Genomic DNA, 20,255 nt, shown 5'->3' with positions numbered 1-20,255 from the left:
TATGCGAAAATAAGGATCGTAATGTCCTGTTAACATGCGTCTGAACACGTGATCGCCGACAAAGAAGGAGCGGGCCATGATGAAGCTACTCGGGGGTGTGGTGCTGGGCTTGCTGCTGGCCATGGGCGTGGCCTACAGCATGATGGATAAGCTGATGTTCAAGGAAACGCCCAGCCCCTTCGGCATGGAAGAAACCATCGCCCGCATCCAGCACAATATCCAGAACGCCGGCAACGGCTGGGCCCTGTCCGGCCTGCGCAATGCCGCCAAGGCGGTACAGAACGACGGCGGCAACGTGCTGCCGGTGATGATGATCGAGGCGTGCAGCACCAAGTACTCCAAGCCCATCCTCAAGGAGGACACGGTGCGCTTCCTGTCCATCCTCATGCCCTGCAAGATCAGCGTGTACAAGAAGCAGGACGGCAAAGTCTATATCGGCACCATGAACGCCGGCCTCATGGGCAGGATGTTCGGTCCACTGGTAGGCGATGTCATGGCACAGGTGGCGGAGGACCAGAAGAAATTCCTGGTGTTCGACCCCAACGCCCCCGCGCCAAAGATGATCCTGCCCAGCGCCCCGGCGGCAGGTGCCCAGGGCGGCGGCGGCGGCGGCGGTGGTTGCTGAGTCGAATGCATCCAGAGTTGAAGCGGAGATACCCCATGATCCAATTCCTTCGCGGCGCCTTGCTGGCGTTCCTGGCTTCGACCCTGCTGGCCTTGCCGGCCGGAGCCTCCACCGATCCCCAGCCAGCGGCCCCGGCCGCGGCCAAGCCCGCCTCCACCTCCACGGCGGACCACGGCCGTTTCAAGGCCCTGCAGCAGGACTTCAAGTCCGGCCCTGAGGTCACCAAGGCCTGTCTCGCCTGCCACACCGAGGCGGCCAAGCAGGTGCACAAGAGCAAGCACTGGACCTGGGAATTCCTCAACCCCGCCACGAACCAGCGCCTGGGCAAGAAGCATGTCATCAACAACTTCTGCACCGCCGTGCCCTCCAATTACGAGTTCTGCACTGCCTGCCACGTGGGTTACGGCTGGAAGGACCAGCACTTCGACTTCGCCGCCCAGGAGAACGTGGACTGCCTGGTGTGCCACGACACTACCGGCACCTACCGCAAGATTCCCGGACTGGCGGGCCACCCCACCTACAAGGACATGGAGTACCCGCCCAAGTCCGGCAAGACCGTCAAGGCCCCGGACCTGGGCGACGTGGCCCGCAAGGTGGGCAAAACCAGCCGCGCCAACTGCGGCGCCTGCCACTTCTACGGCGGCGGCGGCGACGCGGTGAAGCACGGCGACCTGGACAGCTCCCTGAAGAATCCGGGCAAGTACCTTGACGTGCACATGGACAAGGACGGCCTCAATTTCAGCTGCGGCGAGTGCCACAAGACCACGGGCCACGATGTGCCCGGCGGCCGCTACGCCGTCACGGTGATGGAGAAGGAGGGCGCCCACATGCGGGGCAAGAAAGACGCCAACCCCGCCTCCTGCCAGGCCTGCCACGGCGGCGCACCCCACAAGGGTGCCAAAGGGGACCGGCTCAACAGCCACGCTCACAAGCTGGCCTGCCAGACCTGCCACATCCCCGAGTTCGCCCGGGCCCAACCCACCAAGATGATGTGGGACTGGTCCACCGCCGGGAAGATGGACAAGGACGGCAAGCCCTTCAAGCTCAAGGATTCCGCCGGCCATGACGCCTACGACAGCAAGAAGGGCGACTTCAGGTACGAATCCAACGTCATCCCCGAATATGTCTGGTTCAACGGCCAGGTGGACTACACCCTGCGGGAGACCAAGCTGGACCCGTCCAAGGTCATCGAGATCAACCACTTCAACGGCAGCCCCGATGACGGCAAGTCCAAGATCTGGCCCATCAAGCGCTTCGCGGGCAAGCAGCCCTATGACGTGGGCAACAACCAGCTCCTGGTGTTCAACACCTATGGCGCCAACGACAGCGCCTTCTGGACCAACTTTAACTGGGACAAGGCCATCGAGTTCGGCATGAAGGAGATCGGCGCCGAATACAGTGGCAAGTACGCCTTTGTTTCCACCGAGATGTCCTGGCCCATCACCCACATGGTGGCGCCCAAGGAAGACGCCCTGGCCTGCAAGCAGTGCCACACCGATCCCGGTCGCCTGGACTATGTGCCCGGCATCTACCTGCCCGGCCGCCACGGCAACAAGCTGCTGGACACCGCCGGCTGGGGCCTGGCGGGCCTCACCCTCCTGGGGGTGCTGGGCCACGGCGCTGGCCGCATCTTCGCCAGCCGCAAGGCAAAACCTGGTCACGGCCATCACGGATAAGCCACAGGAGTATTCCCATGAGCGAACGCATCTACATCTTCAAGGGCTTCGAGCGCTTCTGGCACTGGGCCCAGGCCGGCCTGATCATTTTCATGCTGATTACCGGCTTCGAGGTTCACGGCTCCTATTCACTGCTGGGCTTCGAGCGGGCGGTGAACGCCCACACCCTCGCCGCCTGGACCCTGGTGGGCCTGTGGTGCTTCGCCATCTTCTGGCACTTCACCACCGGCGAGTGGAAACAGTACATCCCCACCTTCGACAAGGTGACGGACATGATCAAGTTCTACGCCATCGGCATCTTCACCCAGGCCCCTCACCCCTACAAGGTGAACCCAAAGCGCAAGCACAACCCTCTCCAGCGCCTGGCCTACCTGGGCATCCTGGCGGTGGCCGGCCCCCTCATCTGGATCACGGGCTGGTTCTACCTGTTCTACGATCAGTGGCCGGCCTGGGGCCTGGATGGCTTGCTGTCCCTGGAGTGGGTGGCCTTGTTCCACACCCTGGGCGCCTTCGTGTTCCTGGTCTTCATCATCGCCCACGTCTACCTCACCACTACCGGCCACACCCCCACGGCCCACATCAAGGCCATGATCACCGGCTGGGAGGAAGTGGAATAAAGCCGGGCTGAATGCCGCCCGGTCCCTATCAGGCCCCCCGGTGGCTACCGGGGGGTGACCTGCAGACCCTCTGGGCCGTCATGCTGGGCCGTCCCCGGTTGGACTACCGGCGGGAACGCTGGGAACTGCCTGATGGGGACTTCATTGACCTGGACTGGGTGAATGGCTCCACCGATGCGCCCCTGCTGGTGCTTTTCCACGGTCTGGAAGGCAGTTCCGAAAGCCACTATGCCCGCCACCTCATGGACGAGGCCCGTAAGCAGGGATGGCGTGGCGTGGTGCCCCATTTCCGGGGCTGCTCCGGTGAACTGAACCGCCTGCCCCGGGCCTATTTCGCCGGCGACGCCGACGAGATCGGCTACATCCTCAACCGCCTGCGCATGGCCGAGCGTGCACCCCTGCGCGTGGTGGGAGTCTCCCTTGGGGGCAACGCTCTGCTCAAGTGGCTGGAGCGGGAAGGGGAGGGCGCGCGCGCCGTGGCCGAACGGGTCGTGGTCCTTTCAGCGCCCCTGGACCTGCCCACGGCGGGTGCCACCCTGGACCAGGGGTTCACCCGGTTCTACACGGCCCGCTTCCTCAAGACCCTGAAGGCCAAGGCCCTGGCCAAGCTGGATGTGCATGCCATGCCCTACGACCGGGGCGCCATTGAGGTCATCGACACCATCCATGCCTTCGACACCCGGGTCACGGCGCCGCTCCATGGCTACCGGGATGCCGACGACTATTGGGGGCAGGCGGCCAGCAAACCGGGCCTGGGCAGCATCCGGGTGGACACCCTGCTCATCAACGCCCGCAACGATCCCTTCATGCCAGGCCATGTGCTGCCAAGCCGAGAAGAGGTGTCAGACAGGGTGAGCCTGGAATTCCCGGAAGATGGTGGACACGTGGGGTTTGTCAGCGGACCCTTCCCGGGAAACTTCCGCTGGCTGCGGAGCCGTGTGCTGGATTTCCTCGATGGCGCGGAACCTGATGGCTGCCATACCAGGCGCTTTGAGAAAGCAACGTAGCCCGACTGAGGCCGCAGGCCGATTCCGGGACAACGGAGCGGGGCGCTACCCGGCCTCGCGGCGCTCCTCCGGGCTACGGGTGCCCGGCTATTTTCCGTGGCCCAGCAGGTCCTTCAGGAAGGGGGCGTACTGGCTCCAGTCCTCCGCAGAGCCGCGCATGGAAAAGACCACGAGACCATGCCGGTCCAGCACGTAGGTGGCGGGGAATACGGGAGCCACCTGGCGGTCCTTGATGGCTTGCCCATCGGCAAGCAGGAAGCGGTCGCCCCGGCTGCCCCGGGCGCCGGAATCATGGAGAACCAGCTTCACGCCGTTCTGCTTCAGCCATTGCCTGGAGGTTTCCGCCGGCTCCCGGGCCTGGGTGAAGACGAAGGCCAGGTCCTTGTTGCGGGCAAAGCTGCGTTGCAAGGTCTCGAACTGGGGCAGCTCGTGACGGCAGGTGGGGCACCAGGTGGCCCAGAAGTGCAGCACCACTACCTGGCCCCGCAAACTCGATAGCTTCAACGGCTTGCCGTTGGGCGCCGTGAGCACCAGGTCGGGAAAGCGCTGGCCCCGGTCCGTGCCGACCTCGGCACGCCTGGCCTCGGTCGCCGTGGCATAGGGTCGCCACAGCCGGCCCCAGCCCTTGGCGTCGAACACCACCTGCAGGTCCAGGGCGTAGGGCACGCAGCGTTGCCGGGTGTGCTGCTGGCAGGCGTCCAGGGCCTGGTCCAGGGCCGCCTCGCCGCTGGCGGCAGCCTGGCTCCAGCCCCAGCCGCCGCCGGGGGCGATGGCGAAGGCCCGGTGGTCTTCCGCGCCCAGGAACTGGCGGTAGCCCTCCTGGCCCCGGGCGCTCAGGTGGGGCACGGCGGTCGCGTCATCCAGCCGGGCCGCGCCGGCGCCTTGCGCCAGCAGGGCCAGCAGGATGAGGGGGATAAACCTGTACAGGCTGCGTTTCATTGCTTCAGGGTGCGCACGCATTCCGCCACGATGTCTGGCCCCCGGTAGATGAGGCCGGTGTAGATCTGCACCAGGCTGGCCCCCGCGTCCATCTTCTCTTTGGCATGCCGGCCTTCCAGGATACCGCCGGCGCCGATGAGGGGCACTTCGCCCCCCAGTTCCCGGTGGAAGGCGGCCAGCACCCGGGTGGAGCGCTCCCGCATGGGGGCGCCGGAAAGCCCCCCCGCCTCCTGGCCGTGGGGCAGGTGCTCCACACCCTCCCGGGACAGGGTGGTGTTGGTGGCGATGACCGCGTCCATGCGGTGTTTTTTGAACAGCGCGGCCATCTCGGCGATCTGGGCGTCCTCCAGGTCCGGGGCGATCTTCACCGCCACGGGCATGTACTTGCCGTGCCTGTCCGCCAGTTCCGCCTGCCGGGCCTTGATGGCCGCGAGCAGGGCATCCAGTTCGCTGCCCCCTTGCAGGGCCCGCAGGTTCTTGGTGTTGGGGGAGGAGATGTTGACGGTGACGAAATGGACCTTGCCGTAGAGCTTGTCCAGCAGGATCAGGTAGTCGTCCACCGCCTTTTCGATGGGGGTGTCGAAGTTCTTGCCCAGGTTCACCCCCAGAATACCCTTGTATTCGGTACGCGCCAGGTTGCCCAGCAGGTGGTCCACCCCCAGGTTGTTGAAGCCCATGCGGTTGATGATTGCCTGGGCCTGGGGCAGGCGGAACAGGCGGGGCTTGGGGTTGCCCGGCTGGGGCCGGGGCGTCACCGCGCCCACCTCCAGGAAGCCGAAGCCCAGGTCCCCCAGGCCGTCGATGGCCTCGCCGTTCTTGTCCAGGCCGGCCGCCAGGCCCACGGGGTTGGGAAAGTCCAGGCCCATGACCCGTACGGGCAGGGCAGGCACCCTGGGCAGGAAGGGCTTGAGCAGGCCCAGGCTGTGGAGCCGGTTCAGGCTGGACATGGTGAGGTTGTGGGCAGTCTCCGGGTCCAGCTGGAACGCCAGGGGACGGATCAATGCATAGGGGTTCATGGCAATAACGTAGGCGAAGTCAGGCATTAGTTTAGTGCCACGGAGAGGGGAAGCGGCGCCGGGTTGCACTGCGGCTCCTGCAGGCTGGGCTTATCATGCGCCCCATGTCCGGAACCCACGGCAAGCCCGCCATCCCATTGCCGGCCCCACCTGCCGCGGGCCGGGCCTGACCATGCCGCCCCCCAGGCCGAGCCATCTTGCTCCGGGCGTCAGGCCCCGGGAAGTCTGGGCCTGGGCGATGTACGACTTCGCCAACTCCGGTTTCACCACGGTGGTCATCACCGCCGTCTTCAATACCTACTTCGTGGCGGTGGTGGCGGGCAACGCCGTCTGGGCCACCCTTGCCTGGAGCGCCGCCCTGTCGGTTTCCTACGCCCTCATCCTGGTCACGGCGCCCGTGCTGGGCGCCTATGCCGATGCACGTGGTGCCAAGAAAACCCTGCTTGCCGCCGCAACCCTCGGCTGTGTGGCAGGCACCGCGGGCCTGGCCCTGGCGGGCCCCCATGACCTGGTGCTGGCCATGGCCCTGCTGGTGCTGGCGAATTTCTGCTTCGGCAGCGGCGAGAACCTCATCGCCGCCTTCCTGCCCGAACTGGCCCGGGGGCGCAGCCTGGGTCGCCTGTCCGGCTGGGGCTGGGGCCTGGGCTACCTGGGAGGCATCGCCACCCTGGGAACCTGCCTGGCCTACATCACCTGGGCCCAGGGTCGTGGTCACACTGCCGAGCAGTACGTGCCCGTGGTCCTGCTCATCACCGCCGGCATCTTCGCCCTGGCGGCCCTGCCCACCTACCTGTTGCTGCGGGAGCGGGCCGTGCCCACGGCCGTGCGGGCCGGCAGGGGCATCGTCGGGCTCAGCCTGGAGCGGCTGGGCGCGACCCTGGGCCATGCGGCCCGGTATCCGGACATGGGACGCTTCCTGGTGTGCGTGGTGTTCTACCAGGCGGGCATCCAGGCCGTGATCACCCTGGCGGCCATCTACGCCCAGCAGGCCCTGGGCTTCGCCACCCGGGACACCCTGGTCCTGATCCTGGCGGTGAATTTCTGCGCGGCTGCCGGCGCCCTGGCCTTGGGCCACCTGCAGGACCGATGGGGCCATGTGCGGACCATCGCCTTCACGCTCCTGGGCTGGATCCTGGTGATCCTCCTGGCCTGGAGCGCCACGGCGCCTGGCCGTTTCTGGCTGGCTGCCAGCCTGGCCGGCCTGTGCATGGGCTCCACCCAGGCGGCGGGACGGGCCCTGATCGGCTATTTCAGCCCGCCCGGACGGCGCGCCGAATTCTTCGGCCTGTGGGGATTGGCGGTGAAGCTGGCCTCCATCCTCGGGCCCCTGACCTACGGCGTGGTCAACTGGGCCTCCGGCGGCGACCATCGCCTGGCGATCCTCATCACCGGCCTGTACTTCGTCGTGGGCCTGCTGGTGCTGGGTGGCATCGACACCCGCCGCGGACGGCGGGCCGCGCTGGCCCGGGCTTCAGCCTGAGGCCGTGCTGCACCTCAGTGCCCCGACCACAACTCCACGCGGTTGCGGCCGTTTTCCTTGGCCCGCAGCAGGGCCAGGTCGGCGTTGGCGATGGCCTCTTCCACCGGCCGGTTGCACATCATTTCCGCCAGGCCGAAGGAGGCGGTAACGCTGTGATGGTCGCCGCTGGGCAGGCGGATGGGCAGGCGCTCCAGGCCCTCGCGGATGCGTTCCACCACCAGGGCCGCGTCCTTCAGGGGCGTGCCGGGCAGGCAGAGCAGAAATTCCTCGCCGCCGTAGCGGTATAGCGAGTCGTACTTGCGCAGGGCGCTGGCCACGAAGCGCATGCCCTGACGCAGCACCGCATCCCCGGCCGGGTGGCCCAGTTCGTCGTTGATGCGTTTGAAGCGGTCGAAGTCCAGCAGGCAGACGCAACAGGGCCTCTGGATGCGCAGGGCGCGTTCCTGTTCCTCCCTCAGCTTGGACAGCATGCCCCGGCGGGAGGCACACCCCGTCAGGCTGTCCGTGGACAGCAACTCGCCGATGATCTCCAGCTGCATGCGGCGCAGTGCGGTATTCAGCCGCAGGGCCAGGTCGATGCAGCGGTCGTAGGCCTCGAGGCGGGGCAGGCGACCCTCTCCCACGTCCTCCAGGGCTGCCCGGGCCGCGTTGTGCATGGCCTGCTGCAGGGCGCCCAGGTCGTTGAACTCGGGGCTTTCCTCCAGTGGATGGGGATTCTGGCCGTAATACCACTGGCCGAAGGGGGTGCGCAGGTGGGCGTCTTCCGCCAGGTCCCCCTGCTGCACGGACTGGCCATAAACCAGCGCCCGGTTGATGTGCTTGAACCAGGCCAGGTGGGCGGCAATGATGACTTCCAGTTCCTCGGTCTGGCGCTGGATTTCCTCGCGTTCAAGAGGAAGTGACATGGAGTCCCCGGTTTTTCTTGTTGCCGCGATATCGGCTCATGGCGGATTTATCTTTAGGGGTGTTTCTACCCACTTGCAGCCTGGGGATCCACCATGTGCAGGGTGCGGGTGGGAAAGGCGATCTCGGCGCCGTGCCGGGCGATGATCTCCGCCACCTTCAAGAGCACGTCCTGCTTGACCTCGTGGTAATGCACCCACTCCCTGGTCCTGGTGAAGGTGTAGATGAAGAAGTCCAGGGAGGAGGGCCCGAAGGTGTTGAAGTTGACGATGAGCGTCTGGCTGGTGTCGATCTCCGGGTGGTTTTCCAGCATGGCGCGCACGTCGGCGACGATGGGCGCCATCCTGGCCACGTCGTCATAGCGGATGCCGATGGTCTCCTTGATGCGCCGGTTGGTCATGCGGCTGGGGTTTTCCACCACGATGTTGGTGAACAGGGCGTTGGGCACGTAGACCGGATTCTTGTTGAATCGCCGAATGCGGGTATGCCGCCAGCTGATGTATTCCACCGTGCCCTCGATGTCCTTGTCCGGCGAACGGATCCATTCCCCCACGGCGAAGGGCCGGTCCAGGTAGATGGTGAGGCCGCCGAAGAAGTTGGCCAGGATGTCCTTGGCCGCGAAGCCCACGGCGATGCCGCCGATGCCGCCGAAGGTGAGCAGGCCCGTCACGCTGAAGCCCAGGTTCTGCATGATCACCAGGCCGGACACCACCAGCACCGTGATGCGCGCCAGCTTGCTGATGGCGTCCACGGTGGTGTGGTCCACCGTCTCGCCCCGTTCCTCCTGGTTTTGGATGATGTTTACGGAGACATTGCGGGTCAGGCGCACCAGGAACCAGGCCAGGCAGGCCACCACGCCCACGTCCCGCAGGGGCTTGGTGAACTCGAACACCTGGGCGCCAGCTTCCACCCGGGCCAGGTCGGTGGCATAGGTCAGGCCGATGATCCACAGCGCCACCCCCAGGGGCCGCCGGGCCGCGCGAATGAGGGCGTCGTCCCAGACGTTGGTGGTGCCCAGGGCGATCTTTTCCGCCCGCCGCAGCAGGAAGCCGACGAACAGGTTGAGGCCCACCACCACGCTGACCACGATGAGCACTTGCAGCACCCAGGGCTCGGCCAGAAAGGCCAGCCCGAAGTATTCAGCCAGGTTCTTTGCCAGTTCCTTCATTGCTTTCGCGGTCTCTGGTTGGGAATGCCCGCAATTATCCCCCCAGGGCAAGGATGCCCCAACCGCGTGGCTTTTCTTCGCCCGCCCCGGCAACCAAATGGGCCTGGGCGGGTCTGCCTGCTATCCTGCCGACACTCCTGCCTGCCCTGATCGTTTGCACTCCGATGCAGTCCGCCAAATCTATCCAGTCCTACCGTCCCTACTGGGCCAAGCGCTTCGGCGTGGCCCCCTTCCTGCCCATGTCCCGGGCGGAGATGGAGCAACTGGGCTGGGACAGCTGCGACGTCATCCTGGTGACCGGCGATGCCTACATCGACCACCCCAGCTTCGGCATGGCCCTCATCGGCCGCCTGCTGGAGGCCCAGGGCTTCCGCGTGGGCATCATCAGCCAGCCGGACTGGAAGTCCGCCGACCCCTTCCGCGTGCTGGGCAAACCCAACCTCTACTTCGGCGTCACGGCGGGCAACATGGATTCCATGGTCAACCGCTACACCTCGGACCGGAAGATCCGCTCCGACGACGCCTACACCCCCAACGGCGAACCCCACAAACGCCCGGACCGGGCCCTCACCGTCTACGCCCAGCGCTGCCGGGAGGCCTACAAGGACGTGCCCGTGGTCATCGGCGGCATTGAAGGCAGCCTGCGCCGCATCGCCCACTACGACTACTGGTCCGACAAGGTGCGCCGCTCGGTCATGCAGGACTCCAAGGCCGACATGCTCCTGTTCGGCAACGCCGAGCGGGCCCTGGTGGACCTGACCCACCGCCTGGCCGCCGGCGAACCGATCAGCGAGATACGGGATTTGCGCGGCACCGCCTTCATGGTCAGCCACGGCTGGAAGCCCACAGACGAGTGGACTGAGCTGGACTCCCTGGCCATGGACACCCCCGGCCGTGTGGACAAGCATCCGGACCCCTACGCCTCCTCCGCTTCAACCCCCACATCCACCCCCACATCCACCCCCCTTTCCCAAAGGGGGGCAGGGGGGATTCCTACGGCCTCCGCCGAAGCTGCCGACTCGAATCCCCCCCAGCCCCCCTTTTCCAAAGGGGGGAGTGATGTGGGCGCCACGGTGCACCCCATCCACTTCATCAGCAAGGACCAGCGCCGCGCCGCCATCATGGCCAGCCGCGCCCACACCGTCGTCCGCCTGCCCGCCTACGAGCAGGTGGAAAAGAACGACGTGCTCTACGCCCACGCCTCCCGGGTGTTCCACCTGGAATCCAACCCCGGCAACGCCCGGGCCATGGTGCAGGCCCACGGCGACCGGGACGTTTGGCTGAACCCGCCCCCCATCCCCCTCACCACGGCGGAGATGGACTACGTCTTCGGCATGCCCTACGCCCGGGCCCCCCACCCCAGCTACGGGGAGGCCAAGATTCCCGCCTGGGAGATGATCCGCTTCTCGGTGAACATCATGCGGGGCTGCTTCGGCGGCTGCACCTTCTGCTCCATCACCGAGCACGAAGGCCGCATCATCCAGAGCCGCTCGGAGGACTCCATCCTCCACGAGATCGAGGCCATCCGCGACAAGACCCCGGGCTTCACCGGCGTCATCTCCGACCTGGGCGGCCCCACGGCCAACATGTACCGCCTGGCCTGCAAGGACGAAAAGATCGAGGCCGCCTGCCGCCGCCTGTCCTGCGTGTTCCCGGACATCTGCCCCAACATGAACACGGACCACGGCTCCCTCATTCAGCTCTACCGCAAGGCCCGGGCCCTGCCGGGCATCAAGAAGATCCTCATCGGCTCCGGCGTGCGCTACGACCTGGCGGTGCAGTCGCCGGAATACGTGAAGGAACTGGTGACCCACCACGTGGGCGGCTACCTCAAGATCGCCCCGGAGCACACGGAGGAAGGCCCCCTCAACCACATGATGAAGCCGGGCATCGGCACCTACGAGCGCTTCAAGCAGTTGTTCGAGAAGTACTCCAAGGAGGCGGGCAAGGAGCAATACCTCATCCCCTACTTCATCGCCGCCCACCCGGGCACCACGGACGAGGACATGCTCAACCTGGCTCTATGGCTGAAGGCCAACAACTTCCGTCTGGACCAGGTGCAGACCTTCCTGCCCACCCCCATGGCGATCGCCACCGCCATGTACCACACCGGCAAGAACCCCCTGAAGAAGGTGCTGGCCGGCGGACAGCAATCAGGAAACAGCGTGCCCGTGGTCACCCAGGGCCGCATCCGCCGCCTGCACAAGGCCTTCCTGCGCTACCACGACCCGGAAAACTGGCCCCTGCTGCGGGACGCCCTCAAGGACATGGGCCGGGAAGACCTCATCGGCAACAGCAAGAAGCACCTCATCCCCAGTTTTCAGCCCGCCGGCACCGGCCGCCGCTATGAAGGCGCCCCGCGAGGGGAAGGCGCGGGGGAGGGCAGGGCGCCCGGCAAGAGCGCCCACCGGCCGGAGGCCAGGACGGGCGGCAAGCCCAAGCCCCAGGGCCGCAATGAACGCCAGGAACGCAGCGAACGCCCGGCCCGCGCCGCCAAGGACACCGGCCGCAGCGCCCGGCCCGCGCCCCGCCGCGATGAAGCCCCCGAAGCCCCGCCCGCCAAGCCCCCCCGCCGAGGCGCCGGCCGCGTGCAACCCGCCCCCAGGCCGGAATCCGCCCCCACCCCAGGCCACCGGGGCCGTGCCCCGGGCAGAGGCAAGCGATGACCCACGCCGCCCGCCATCCACTCCCCCCTTTGCAAAAGGGGGGCAGGGGGGGATTGGACGGCGCCAAACCGAACCGCCCAGGCAACCCGGCAGCCACCGGCTGGTGAATTCCACCCGCCGGCCATGTCGTTCAAGCTCATCCACGCCGACGCCCACATCCTGGTCCTAAACAAGCCCAGCGGCCTCCTGTCCGTCCCCGGCCGGGGCCCGGACAAGCAGGACTGCCTGAGCGCCCGCGTCCAGGCCGAATACCCCGACGCCCTCATCGTCCACCGCCTGGACATGGACACCTCCGGCCTGCTGATCATGGCCCGGGGCCCGGAGATGCAACGCCAGCTCAGCATGGCCTTCGCCGCCCGCCGCGTGCACAAGCGCTACATCGCCGTGGTGGCCGGCAGTCTGGCCGCACCTGCAACCCCCGACGGCTGGGGCCTCATCGACCTGCCCATCCAGATCGACTGGCCCAACCGCCCCCGGCGTGTAATTGACCCAGCCCAGGGCAAACCCAGCCAGACCCGCTGGCGGGTTCTCCCTGATGGTCATTCCGGCGAAGACCCTGTAGGGCACAAGGGCCGGAATCCAGAACACTGCACCCACTGGACCCCGGCCTCCGCCGAGGTGACGGCCCTTCCCACCACCCGCCTGGAACTAGACCCTCTCACCGGCCGCTCCCACCAGCTCCGTGTCCACCTCCAGGCCCTGGGCCACCCCATTCTGGGGGACCCCCTCTACGCCCCGCCCGCCGTCCTCTCCGCCGCCGGCCGCCTCCTGCTCCACGCCAGCCACCTGGCCATCACCCACCCCGTCACCGGCGCGGACCTCCATTTCGAAAGCCCACCGGATTTCTGAGTAGCCCGGAGGAGCAACGCGAGTCCGGGACCAGCGCCACAGCCACCGTCCCAGCCTTGATGTACGATTTAAACCGAGGGCAGCAGCAGAAGGCCCGCATGGAAGGCATCATCCCCACGCATCAAAATGCCGCAGGTTCGCTGAATATATAAGGAGAGGTCTCATGAACACCTGGCTCATCACGCTTTCGCTCCTGTGTGCAGTCACCCCCGCCCTGGCGGATGACATGTCGCCGGCACCCGCCAAGGCCCAGCCCGAGGCCGCCATGGCCACGGAAGCCGCCGCATCCGCTGAACCCGCCAAAACCATGCATCACCGGACCAAGCGCCTGCCCCGGGGCGATTTGCGCAAATGCCTGGACCTGAAGGACAACGCAGCCATCATCCGCTGCGCCGAAACCGGCCGGAAGAACTGATCACATATTGGGTTTCATTGGGGGGCTTGCGGGGACAGGCAAGCAATGGGGCAGGTTCTGAACTGGCCTATCCGTGTGATGATCCAGCACGAACATCCAGTGCCGGACGCTGGGAGGCAGCCAAGGCGCAATAAACAATGGCGATACTGATACCGAGCTATTCCACCTGCGCAGGCCGAATGACACCGGGCGAAAGGCGTTTCGCCCAGCGGCTGGAAGCCAAACTGGAAGACGATTACCTCTGCTGGTACGACGTGCCCGTCGGCCCATCCATGCTTCACCCGGACTTCATCATCCTGCACCCCAGGCGGGGCCTGGTCATCCTGGAGGTGAAGGACTGGAAGCTGGACAACATCCAGAGCATTTCCAAAAACACAGTCGCCCTGTTGACCCACCAAGGTATGGTGCAGAAAGCCAATCCCCTGGAACAGGCCCGGCAATACGCCCATGCCGTGGTCAACGCCCTGGAGAAAGACCCCCAACTCACCTTCTCCAGGGGCCGCATGCAGGGCAAATTGACCTTTCCATGGACCTATGGCGTGGTCCTGGCCAATATCAGCCGCAAGGCCTTTGAAGGCAACGGCGAAGGCAGCAATCTGGGGGATGCGTTGGAGCCCCACAGGGTCATCTGCCAGGACGAGATGACCGAGTCGGTGGATGCCGAGGCCTTCCAGAAGCACTTGTGGGAGATGTTCAGCGTGGGCGGTTTCGGCCACCTCAGCCTGCCCCAGATGGACCGCATCCGCTGGCACCTGTTTCCCGAGATTCGGCTGCCGGCCAAACAGGGTGGACTGTTCGACGAGGTGGAATCGGAGGAATCCACCGAACTGCCGGACCTGCTCCGGGTCATGGATTTGCAGCAGGAACAACTCGCCCGCAGCCTGGGGGAAGGCCACCGGGTCATCCACGGCGTGGCCGGCTCCGGCAAGACCCTTATCCTCGGCTATCGGGCGGAGCATTTGGCCAAGGCCTGCGCCAAGCCCATCCTGGTCCTCTGCTACAACAAGAAACTGGCCCATCGGCTGGAACATTGGATGCGGGAAAAGGGCGCGGCGGAAAAGGTCGTCGTGCAGAACTTCCACGCCTGGTGCCATCGCCAGCTGACGGCCTACAACGTCGGCCTGCCGAAGAAGGACAAGGATGATGCGGCCTACTACGGCGAAATGGTCCAAAGGGTCATCGACAATGTGGACAAGCGGCACATCCCCGCCGGCCAGTACGATGCCATCCTCATCGACGAAGGCCACGACTTCCGCCCCGAGTGGTTCAAGCTGGTGGTGCAGATGGTGGACCCCCGCAGCAATGCCCTGCTGGTGCTCTACGACGACGCCCAATCCATCTACGACACCGGCAAGAAGCGCAACTTCAGCTTCAAGAGCGTGGGCATCCAGGCCCAGGGCCGCACCACCATCCTCAGGATCAACTACCGCAACACCCAGGAAATCCTGGACTTCGCCGCCCGCTTCGCCAAGGAATTGCTGACCGCGTCCGAAGCCGACGAGGACGGCGTGCCCCGCCTGGCCCCCGTTTCCGCCGGCCGCCACGGCCGCAAGCCCATGTATATCAAGCTGCCCGGCCTGAAAGAGGAGGGGAAGTACCTTGCCGAACGCCTGAAGGCCGCCCACGAGGAAGGCATGCCCTGGAAGGACATGGCCGTCCTCTACCGCCACTGGAACCCGGTGGGCAAGGCCGTCACCGACGTGCTGCGCACGGCGGGCATTCCCTACACCTGGAAGGACAAGATCCAGTTCGGCGACAGGCAGGACACGGTGAAGCTGCTGCCTTTCCACAGCAGCAAGGGCCTGGAATTTCCCCTGGTGGCCATCCCCGGCGTGGGGGCCACGGCCCCCGAAGATGGTGATGCCGAAGAAGAGGCCCGGTTGCTCTACGTGGCCATGACCCGGGCCACGTCCGAACTGCTGGTATTAGGCGAAAATGCCGGGTCCGCCGGATAATCCGGGCTCCCTCAAGGCAACTCACCCAACCCTAATCAGTCAATGCCCATCCTCGACTGGCTCAACAAGGCCCAGGCCGTCAAGACAGCGCGGGAGGTGCCCTACCGGCTCCTGGAAGCCCAAAGCGTCCACGGCGACGCGGATTCCCCCGCCGGCAGCGACAACTGGCTGATCCAGGGCGACAACCTGGAGGCCCTCAAGGCCCTGCTGCCCACCCACGCCGGCCGGGTGAAATGCATCTACATCGACCCCCCCTACAACACCCGCTCCGCCTTCGAGCACTACGACGACAACCTGGAACACAGCCAGTGGCTGTCCATGATCTACCCCCGCCTGGAACTGCTGCGGGACCTGCTGGCGGAAGACGGCAGCATCTGGGTGTCCATCGACGACAACGAGGCCCACTATCTGAAGGTGGTGATGGATGAGGTGTTTGGGCGGGCAAATTTCATTGCGAACGTTGTTTGGCAGAAGAAATATGCCGTAGCCAATGACCATAAGACCATCGCTCCCATGCATGACCATGTGCTGGTCTATCGGAAGAGTCCTGGCTGGCAAAGGAACTTATTGCCAAGAACGGATGAGAAGGACCGGCAGTATCGTTTTGAAGATGAGCGTGGGGTTTTTAGAAATAGCGATTACACGTGTAGCAAGACTGCGGAAGAGCGCCCGAATCTTTACTACCCCATCCATCAACCCAACACAGGTACCGAAATCTGGCCCAGCAAGACACGTGTTTGGGCCTATTCACAAGAAGAACACCTCCGCCACGTTGCCGAGGGGTTCATTTACTGGGGCAAGGAAGGGAAGGCAAAAACCCCATCCTACAAACGCTACAAGCATTTGCTGCGTAACGACGGCATCGTTCCCCAAACCTTGTGGCTTCATACATTCGCGGGGCATACGGATGGCTCGCGCAAGGAAATGCGCGAAGTGTTGGGCAGCACTTCGCTCGTGGATGATTTCATTACCCCTAAGCCAGAACTACTGATTTCACGTGTGCTTCAGGTCGCCACCAACCCCGGTGACCTGGTCCTGGACTCCTTCCTCGGCTCCGGCACCACGGCCGCCGTGGCCCACAAGATGGGCCGCCGCTACATCGGCATCGAGATGGGTGAGCACGCGGTGACCCATTGCCTGCCCCGGCTGGAGAAGGTGGTGGCGGGGGAACAGGGCGGCATTTCCCTGGCGGTGGGCTGGCAGGGGGGCGGGGGCTTCCGTTACTTCAAGCTGGGCCAGCCCGTGTTCCTGGCGGACGGGGGCATCAACCCGGACATCCGCTTTCCCACCCTGGCGGCCTGGGTGTGGTACCAGGGGACGCGCACGCCCTGGGTGCCCGGAAGAGGACTCGAACCTTCACCCCTGCTGGGTGTGCACGAAGGCACGGCCTATTACCTACTCTACAACGGCATCCTGGGTGACCGACGGCCCCGGGGCGGCAACGTGCTGACCTCGGCGGTGCTGGAGGCCCTGCCGCCCCACGACGGGCCCAAGGTGGTGTACGGCGAGTCCTGCCGCCTGTCGGCGCCGCGCCTGGTGGCGAACCGCATCCACTTCAAGCAGATTCCCTACGACATCCGCGCCCGTTGAACCCCGCTGAGGATCGAACATGGCCCTGGAACTGAAACGCTATCAATCGGAGGGCCTGGAGGCCCTGGCCCGGTTCTTCGACCTGGCCCGGGGCGCGGCGGACCAGGCGGGCCTGGATGCGGCCTATCGCCAGACCCTGGGGGAGTGGGACATTCCCGCCTCGGAGATTCCGCCCTACCTGGCCCAGGGCTTCGGCGCCACGCCCTACGTCTGCATCCGCATTCCCACCGGCGGCGGCAAGACCCTGCTGGGGGCCCATGCCATTGCCACCGCCAGCCGGCATTTCACCGGGGCTGAGCATCCCCTGACCCTGTGGCTGTGCCCCAGCAACATCATCCGCCAGCAGACCCTGAACGCCCTGCGCCAGCCGGGCCATCCCTACCGGGAGGCCCTGGAGGCCCACTTCGGCGTGGACGGCTTGCGGGTGCTGGACATTGCCGAATGCGAACAGTTGCGCGCCCAGGATTTCCATCAGAAGGCCATCGTGGTGGTGGGCACCATGCAGACCCTGCGGGTGGACGACACCTCGGGCCGGGACGTGTATGCCTACAAGGAGGCCTTCGAGCCTCACTTCGAGGGGGCGCCGGACCTGGCCGGCTTCGAGCGGGTGAAGGAGCGGGATCTGGAAGTCCAGCCCTACCTGTCCCGGGTCGACCTGGGCAAGGTGAAGCGCAGCTTCGCCAACCTGCTGTACTGGCACCGGCCCATCGTCATCATCGACGAGGCCCACAACGCCCGCACGCCCCTGAGCTACGACACCTTCGCCCGCCTCAACCCGGCGGTGCTCATCGAGATGACGGCCACGCCCATCCGCAAGGGCTCGCACCGCAGCAACGTGCTGTACCACGTGTCGGCGGAGGAGTTGAAGACGGAGCAGATGATCAAGCTGCCCATCGTGCTGCATACCCATCCCAATTGGCAGGAGGCGGTGCGGGACGCCCTGCTGACCCGCCACAAACTGGCTGAGGAGGCTCGGGGGGAAGCGGACTACATTCGCCCCATCCTGCTGTTCCAGGCCGAGGATAAGAGCGGCGAGGTGACGGTGGAGCGGCTCAAGGAATATCTGGTGGAGCAGGAGCACATTTCGGCGAACCGCATCGCCATCGCCACCGGCAAGCAGCGGGAGCTGGATGGCTTGGACCTGTTCGACGCCAAGTGCCCCATCGAGATCGTCATCACCGTGGAGGCCCTGAAGGAAGGCTGGGACTGTTCCTTCGCCTACGTGTTCTGCACCTTGCAGAAGATCGGTTCCAGCAAGGACATGGAACAGTTGCTGGGCCGCGTGCTGCGCATGCCCTACGCCCGCAGCCGCAAGAGCCCCTTGCTCAACCGGGCCTATGCCCACGTGGCCAGCCCCCGCACCCTGGAGGTGGCCAACGACCTGGCGGACCGTCTGGTGGCCATGGGCTTCGAGGAGATGGAAGCGGCCCAGGCGGTGTTTCCCACCACGGCGCCGCTGTTCGAGTCCGGAGGAGAGGGGATCGATCTGGTGCCGCCGGTGCTTGAGTTGAATCTGCCTGCCGCGCCCGATCTGGGTTTGCTGCCCAGGGAGAGCATCAGCCAGGTGGTCATCACGTCTAGGCCGGAGGGTGGTGTGACGGTGACACTGCGGGAGGCACCCGCCCCTGATCTGCGGGATGCCCTGCTGAGCGTGGTGCCGAAAAAGGATCGGGAGAAAGTCGAACGGCTCATCGGCCGCTTCGAGCTGCGCAACGAGGCGCTGCTTTCCCCGTCGGCCCGGGGCATTCCCTTCAAGCCCCTGCCCATGCTGTGCGTGCGCTACGACCAGGATGAACTGGAGCTGGCGGACCGGGTGACCCTGGTGGACCTGGGCGGGTTCTCCCTGCGGGACGCGCCGGCCGACCTGGAGGGCTTCGACCCGGAAGATAGCCGCAAGCCTTACCTGGTGGACATCGAGCAAGGGCATATCCGCGTGGAGCAGGAGGCCGCCGCTTACAGCGTGAACCTGGACTTGGTGCGGACCGAGGTGAGCCAGACCGACCTGGTGAAGTGGCTGGACGGCCGGCTACGGCAGGCTGACCTGTCCCAGACGGAAATGCTGGCCTGGCTGAACCGGGTGGTGACGGGTTTGCTGCGGGAGAAGGGGTTCACGTTGACGGCCCTGGTGCGGCATCGGAACCGCCTCGCGGATGCGGTTGCGGAGCGCCTGAAGAGCCTGCGGGTTTCCGCCCAGGCCAAGGGGCTGCAACTGACCCTGCTGGGGCCGGACCCTAGAGGCTGCGTGAGCCCGGATTTCAACTTCCGCTTCGGCGCGGGGATGTATCCCGCGCGGCCGCCCTACTACGAGGGGCGTTACCGCTTCAAAAAGCACTACTACGGCGTGATCGGCGACCTCCTGGAAGCACCCAGGGCCAGGACCGACCATGAGTACCACTGCGCCGTGGCCATGGACGAGTTGCCCCAGGTGAAACACTGGGTGCGCAACCTGCCGCGACACCCCGAGTTCTCCTTCTGGCTGCCTACGTCCAGCGACAATTTCTATCCCGATTTCGTTGCCGAACTGATGGATGGGCGGCTGCTGGTGGTGGAGTACAAGGGCGAGGGCTACAAGAGCAACGACGACTCCTCCGAGAAACGCATGATCGGCGAGTACTGGGCCAGGGCCAGCGGCAACCTGTTCCTGATGGCCGTGGACAAGGACACGGCGGGCAGGGGCGTGAAGGCGCAACTCAAGGCCCTGCTGGGGGATGCGCCGACGGAGCCGGCGGCAAAGCCGTTTTCCGAGCATGAGACGGTGCGCCTGATTACTGACTTCTCGGTGGATGGAGTCTCCTTGAAGCGGAATACGGTGGGCACCGTGGTCAGTGTCTACGGTGGCGGCGAGGCCTACGCCGTGGAATTCGTGGATGAGAACGACAAGGCCATGGTGGTTGTCCTCAAGCGCCCGCAACTGGAAAAGGCCACCCTTCAGTGAGGCTGCCCAATCTGGAATGCGCCGCTTGCGAGCAGGGGAAGATTCAGGATTACCTGCTCAATCTCAATCATCCGCAGGGTTGGGGAAAGGCCAAGTATTTCCTGGGTTTGGGTTTCAGCGTGGAGGCCTGGCAGGCGTTTGGCCGGGCATTGGTGGCTCATGCGGAATGCAATGAAGTCGTGAAGCAGGACCAGAATGATTACGGCACCTTGTATGTGGTGGACTGCAATTTCTCCGCTGCCAACGGTACGCAGCCATGCATCAGGACGGTTTGGGAAATAACGACAGACAACCCCTGTCCGAGACTGATCACCGCCCACCCCAATGGTTGATGGCCTCTATCCGCACGTGTCGGTTTCAGACGCTTGCGGACGGGCATGTCTAGGCATGCATAACCGCATGAAATAAAAGGGA

16 protein-coding genes are annotated in these 20,255 nt (G+C 65.4%); 12 read left to right on the top strand and 4 right to left on the bottom strand.

Annotated features, from left to right (window positions below):
• The first annotated feature begins 76 nt into the window (after positions 1 to 76).
• From H6935_05020 to H6935_05005, 4 genes are read left to right on the top strand one after another with little or no spacing between them, the layout of a single operon-like run.
• Entirely contained in the window at positions 77 to 625 is a 549-nt protein-coding gene (locus tag H6935_05020) for a DUF302 domain-containing protein (protein MCP5277709.1), read from the top strand.
• Positions 626 to 660: 35 nt separating this feature from the next.
• The gene (locus H6935_05015) at positions 661 to 2,301 is read left to right on the top strand and encodes a tetrathionate reductase family octaheme c-type cytochrome (GenBank protein MCP5277708.1); all 1,641 of its coding nucleotides are present in this window, start codon (positions 661 to 663) and stop codon (positions 2,299 to 2,301) included.
• A gap of 17 nt (positions 2,302 to 2,318) precedes the next feature.
• Entirely contained in the window at positions 2,319 to 2,918 is a 600-nt protein-coding gene (locus tag H6935_05010) for a cytochrome b/b6 domain-containing protein (protein ID MCP5277707.1), read from the top strand.
• Between the two features lie 11 nt (positions 2,919 to 2,929).
• On the top strand, positions 2,930 to 3,925 hold the full coding sequence (locus H6935_05005) for an alpha/beta fold hydrolase (protein ID MCP5277706.1): 996 nt from the start codon (positions 2,930 to 2,932) through the stop codon (positions 3,923 to 3,925).
• Positions 3,926 to 4,012: 87 nt separating this feature from the next.
• Here H6935_05005 and H6935_05000 read toward each other — a convergent pair whose 3' ends face one another.
• Together H6935_05000 and H6935_04995 are read right to left on the bottom strand one after the other, a co-directional pair.
• Positions 4,013 to 4,864 carry a TlpA family protein disulfide reductase gene (locus H6935_05000; protein ID MCP5277705.1) on the bottom strand — a complete coding sequence of 284 codons (852 nt, stop codon included), beginning with the start codon at positions 4,862 to 4,864 and terminating at the stop codon, positions 4,013 to 4,015.
• The gene (locus H6935_04995; GenBank protein MCP5277704.1) at positions 4,861 to 5,880 is read right to left on the bottom strand and encodes a quinone-dependent dihydroorotate dehydrogenase; all 1,020 of its coding nucleotides are present in this window, start codon (positions 5,878 to 5,880) and stop codon (positions 4,861 to 4,863) included. The genes H6935_05000 and H6935_04995 overlap by 4 nt, the downstream gene beginning before the upstream one ends.
• A 238-nt stretch (positions 5,881 to 6,118) precedes the next feature.
• On the opposite strand from H6935_04995, the gene H6935_04990 reads away from it, so the two are divergent.
• Positions 6,119 to 7,360 carry an MFS transporter gene (locus H6935_04990; protein ID MCP5277703.1) on the top strand — a complete coding sequence of 414 codons (1,242 nt, stop codon included), beginning with the start codon at positions 6,119 to 6,121 and terminating at the stop codon, positions 7,358 to 7,360.
• Between the two features lie 14 nt (positions 7,361 to 7,374).
• Here H6935_04990 and H6935_04985 read toward each other — a convergent pair whose 3' ends face one another.
• Both H6935_04985 and H6935_04980 read right to left on the bottom strand, forming a co-directional pair.
• Complete coding sequence (locus H6935_04985; protein MCP5277702.1) at positions 7,375 to 8,265, bottom strand: diguanylate cyclase; 891 nt, start codon at positions 8,263 to 8,265, stop codon at positions 7,375 to 7,377.
• A gap of 65 nt (positions 8,266 to 8,330) precedes the next feature.
• Positions 8,331 to 9,431 (bottom strand): mechanosensitive ion channel family protein, encoded by a 1,101-nt coding sequence (locus tag H6935_04980; protein ID MCP5277701.1) that lies wholly within the window; start codon positions 9,429 to 9,431, stop codon positions 8,331 to 8,333.
• A 164-nt stretch (positions 9,432 to 9,595) separates the two neighbouring features.
• Between H6935_04980 and H6935_04975 the strand changes: the two genes are divergently transcribed.
• The 7 genes from H6935_04975 (at position 9,596) to H6935_04945 (ending at position 20,173) form a co-directional block, all read left to right on the top strand.
• On the top strand, positions 9,596 to 12,097 hold the full coding sequence (locus H6935_04975; protein MCP5277700.1) for a YgiQ family radical SAM protein: 2,502 nt from the start codon (positions 9,596 to 9,598) through the stop codon (positions 12,095 to 12,097).
• A 123-nt stretch (positions 12,098 to 12,220) separates the two neighbouring features.
• Entirely contained in the window at positions 12,221 to 12,946 is a 726-nt protein-coding gene (locus H6935_04970) for an RluA family pseudouridine synthase (protein MCP5277699.1), read from the top strand.
• 163 nt (positions 12,947 to 13,109) lie between these two features.
• A complete protein-coding gene (locus H6935_04965; protein MCP5277698.1) occupies positions 13,110 to 13,361 on the top strand; it encodes a hypothetical protein in 252 nt (83 codons plus the stop codon).
• A gap of 137 nt (positions 13,362 to 13,498) precedes the next feature.
• Entirely contained in the window at positions 13,499 to 15,316 is a 1,818-nt protein-coding gene (locus H6935_04960; GenBank protein MCP5277697.1) for an NERD domain-containing protein, read from the top strand.
• Positions 15,317 to 15,358: 42 nt separating this feature from the next.
• Positions 15,359 to 16,906, top strand: a complete 1,548-nt coding sequence (locus tag H6935_04955) for a site-specific DNA-methyltransferase (GenBank protein ID MCP5277696.1) — start codon at positions 15,359 to 15,361, stop codon at positions 16,904 to 16,906.
• A gap of 19 nt (positions 16,907 to 16,925) precedes the next feature.
• Positions 16,926 to 19,841, top strand: coding sequence for a DEAD/DEAH box helicase family protein (locus H6935_04950; protein ID MCP5277695.1), 2,916 nt, complete (start codon positions 16,926 to 16,928; stop codon positions 19,839 to 19,841).
• Entirely contained in the window at positions 19,838 to 20,173 is a 336-nt protein-coding gene (locus tag H6935_04945; protein MCP5277694.1) for a hypothetical protein, read from the top strand. The genes H6935_04950 and H6935_04945 overlap by 4 nt, the downstream gene beginning before the upstream one ends.
• Positions 20,174 to 20,255 lie beyond the last annotated feature (82 nt).

This window comes from Thiobacillus sp. (genome assembly GCA_024235835.1).
GTDB lineage: Bacteria > Pseudomonadota > Gammaproteobacteria > Burkholderiales > Thiobacillaceae > PFJX01.
Note: the sequence above shows the minus strand (reverse complement) of the source record. Positions and strands in the feature narration are given on the sequence as shown.